This is a genomic window from Calothrix rhizosoleniae SC01 (genome assembly GCF_900185595.1).
GTDB lineage: Bacteria > Cyanobacteriota > Cyanobacteriia > Cyanobacteriales > Nostocaceae > Calothrix_A > Calothrix_A rhizosoleniae.
The window spans coordinates 1-3,508 of the sequence record NZ_FYBH01000038.1; the positions used below are offsets into that span (position 1 = coordinate 1).

Consider the following 3,508-nt stretch of genomic DNA (forward strand, 5'->3'; position numbering starts at 1 on the left):
AAGAATTAGGATGGACTGATTATAGATTTACCAACTTTAAAGATATTCAAAAATGGTGGGAGATTATCTTTTCTGTTTATACGATGGTCAGTTTAATTTCACCAGTTTTTTTATCTATAAAACAGCAACGAACAAGTAAAGCAGAGAAAAAAAGTAACTCCGTTGATTTTTCTTTACACCAGCAGTGGGATTATGGTAGTGGGTGGAAGAATACTTTAAATAATCTACGCTTGATTCTTCAACCAATTCTCATGTTGTGGCTAGTTTTTCCTTGGCTAGATGTTTTTCCTAATTCTAAGTTATTGCTTGGATTTAATCATCTAATTAGTTTCATAAATCAATACCAACCATTTTTTTCTTCTGCTTAATCCGGCTAATTTTATTATTTCTTGAATTCGGAAAGTGACAGAAGAGGGCTATTACTTGTCACACCATTGCCTCTGTCTTCTCCTCTAACACATAAGGTTTTTCTTCCCCTTGAGCGAGATACTCGGCTAACTGGGATTCAATTTCCTCGCGGACTATTTGCCGATATTCAAAGAAATGCTCGATATGGGCACAGGTAGCTAGGTAATGCTCCGCAACCCCTGGATTACGCTTAATCATACTAAATAAGTGATGCCAGAATTTCCATCGAGTTGGGCGTTTAATTCCTTGTCGCCAAATAATAATTCCTAGGGCTTTAACAACTTTCCACTCTGGCATTTTGAATGGAGCTTTCCAACTGGGGGTACCCATCATTAAAAAACAACGATATGTCCGATCCAAATATGCGTCTAAGTCATATAAAGTACAGAAAGCTTCAATATATTCTCTGGCAATTTCTCCTAGAGGACGGGTGGGAATAAAGTTCATCAAGGTTGTTTGATTGATATTTCCATCCTTGTGATCCCGTAATCGACCTTCTTTAATTAAACGATGCCACAAGGCTGTATTAGGTAGTGCTTGTAACATAGCAAAAGTTGTAGAAGGAATAGCAGCTTGTTCGGCAAAACGCACAATGCGATCGCCTGCTCCAGCTTTTTCACCATCGAAACCAATGATAAAGCCTGCCATAGGACGCAATCCGGCTCTAATAATGGCTTCTACTGATTCTGTGAGAGAGCTACGGGTATTTTGAAATTTCTTTGTTAATTGCAAACTATCTTCATCTGGGGTTTCAATACCCAAGAATACCGCAGCAAATCCAGATTCAACCATCAATTCCATCAATTCTGGATCTGATGCTAAATCTATTGAGGCTTCTGTATCAAATCGAAATGGATACTGATGTTCTGCCATCCATATTTTTAACTCTTTGAGTAACAATTTTACGTTGCGTTTGTTACCAATAAAGTTATCATCTACCATGAATATACCTCGTCGCCACCCCAGTTTATAGAGGTAATCTAATTCAGCTAAAAGTTGTGCTGGAGTCTTGGTGCGGGGTTTACGTCCGTAGAGAATAATGATGTCACAAAATTCACACTGAAAAGGACAACCGCGAGAGAATTGCACGGACATCATGTCATAGGCATCAAATTCCAGTAAATCAAAGCGGGGTATGGGTGTGGTGGTGACATCTGGTTTTTCTGTGGCGCGGAATGTACCTGACATTTCACCTTTTTGGATCGCTTCTACGAACATGGGAAGGGTGATTTCTCCTTCATCCAGAATCATAAAATCTACCCCAGCAGCTTTTGGTTCGTCTGGAGTGGAAGTGGGATAAGGACCACCAATTGCGACTAATTTACCCCGGCGTTTGGCTTCTTTGATTTGGTCGAGCAAATCTTGTTTTTGCACAATCATTGCTGACATAATGACGATATCAGCCCATTCCCATTCTGCCTCTGTGGCTGGACGAATATTGCGATCCACTAATTTAAATTCCCATTCTTGGGGGAGAATTGCTGCGACTGTCACCAAACCCAGAGGAGGTAATAGTACTTTGCGATCAACTAATTGCAAAATTTTTTCATAAGACCAAAAGGTTTTGGGAAATACAGGATAAATCAGTAAAGCTCGCATATTAATTTTATTCTCCTCACATTTTGCTGGCGATGTCTGAAAGACAAAGCTCTAAACATTTACATTGGTTTGAGCTGAGATTTTAATTTTTTTTGTAGGTCAGTTTGACTGAAGTAAACTGTAGCGTAAAGCTGGAATTAATTGATGAGATGCCCTTGCTACTCAAGAAAGACTTTCCCGTAAACTCGCTACATGGGGCTTTTCGTAGAGATGAAAAAAAATTTCACCACCAAGCATAAAAGAGGGTTCTTTATTTTTTGATTTTATGAAGCCAGTGACTTCAATGTTGAATCAAGAATTGGCTTTCAGGTTCCCGTTTCTGTAAACTTGCAAAAGCAAAGTAAAATGCGATCGCTCTTTGTTTGTGCGATCGCATTTATATAATCTACGGAGAGGGGGGGATTCGAACCCCCGATACCGGTGAAGGTATAACGCATTTCGAGTGCGCCGCATTCAACCACTCTGCCACCTCTCCAGGTTATGTATTTTGATATACAATCAATTGATAATTGACGTTTGGTTGCTTATTATAACATGATTAGCAGAAGGGACTAACTTGAAGTCAGTCCCTCGTGAGAATTTGTACCTTAACCTCAAGGGTTTTCAGTTAGTCTTTCTTATACTTTAAACGCACTATCACCCACCTCGTTAGCTTTAATTTTCGTATTACGAGTAATGATATCGGCTAAACGATTGTGCTCCCGCATAAAAAGAGTATGTATTGCTAATAATCCAACTTGTTCAGAGGCACGAATGTCACCAGCAATAGCGAACTCTCGATCAGTATTGGGAGAGTTGGGTAAGCCTTTAGTATTGAGAGGTAGTAAATTGAACTTTTTGCTAGTTTTTAAACGTCCGCATTTTCCTTCGCGCAAAAACTTTGCTCGCTTTTTATCAGAACCATAGACATTGGAGGCATCGATCCAAGCAGTAATTTCGTTGATTTGTTGCCGTGGGTTATCTATACCAGTAGTTTTATCAAAAATTGATCGCTCCAAAGGAATCTCAGAACCACTTTCAAAAAACTCGTCACCCTCAGGAACGATAATAGGAAACGATTCATCTTTTCCCTCAGTTAGATCAATATCATGATCTAGAAATTGTCCCCACTGAAACACCATGTTGGTAGTATCCGTTATGTTTGGTCTATTTTCGGGATCATCTTGGGCGGCAACCACATTGCTAATGGTACGGGGATTAGGGCGATTACTACCTGCTGGGCTGGAAATGCCGTCTTCATAGGCTGGATCTGCAAGCCTGATTAGTTGGGTGCCAGTTTTGCCGTAGTTGGGATTAGCTACATTGTTGTCGCTACCATCAATGGTGCGATATTCAGTCGGGGCTGCGTCAGTTCTAATAGCAGTAATAAAGGGTGATATGGCAAAGACTGATACTAAGCCTAGAACTACAAGTAAAGCCTTGGTAAACCATGACTTATGGGCTTTGGTGATTTTCCTTCTTAATTGATAAGCCATCAAAATATCAAAACTGTAATTTATGA

Annotated in this window: 2 protein-coding genes, 1 tRNA gene and 1 pseudogene; 1 reads left to right on the forward strand and 3 read right to left on the reverse strand. The window is 39.8% G+C overall.

The window, feature by feature from the left end:
• Positions 1 to 368 (forward strand): annotated as a pseudogene (locus CALSC_RS26200) (IS701 family transposase); the annotation flags it as partial.
• A gap of 58 nt (positions 369 to 426) precedes the next feature.
• On the opposite strand, the gene CALSC_RS02035 reads toward CALSC_RS26200, so the two are convergent.
• The 3 genes from CALSC_RS02035 to CALSC_RS02045 form a co-directional block, all read right to left on the reverse strand.
• Positions 427 to 2,007, reverse strand: coding sequence for a B12-binding domain-containing radical SAM protein (locus tag CALSC_RS02035; protein WP_088239762.1), 1,581 nt, complete (start codon positions 2,005 to 2,007; stop codon positions 427 to 429).
• A gap of 388 nt (positions 2,008 to 2,395) precedes the next feature.
• Positions 2,396 to 2,482, reverse strand: a tRNA-Ser gene (locus CALSC_RS02040).
• 142 nt (positions 2,483 to 2,624) lie between these two features.
• The coding region (locus CALSC_RS02045) for a peroxidase family protein (RefSeq protein ID WP_235006644.1) at positions 2,625 to 3,508 on the reverse strand (884 nt) is incomplete at its 5' end.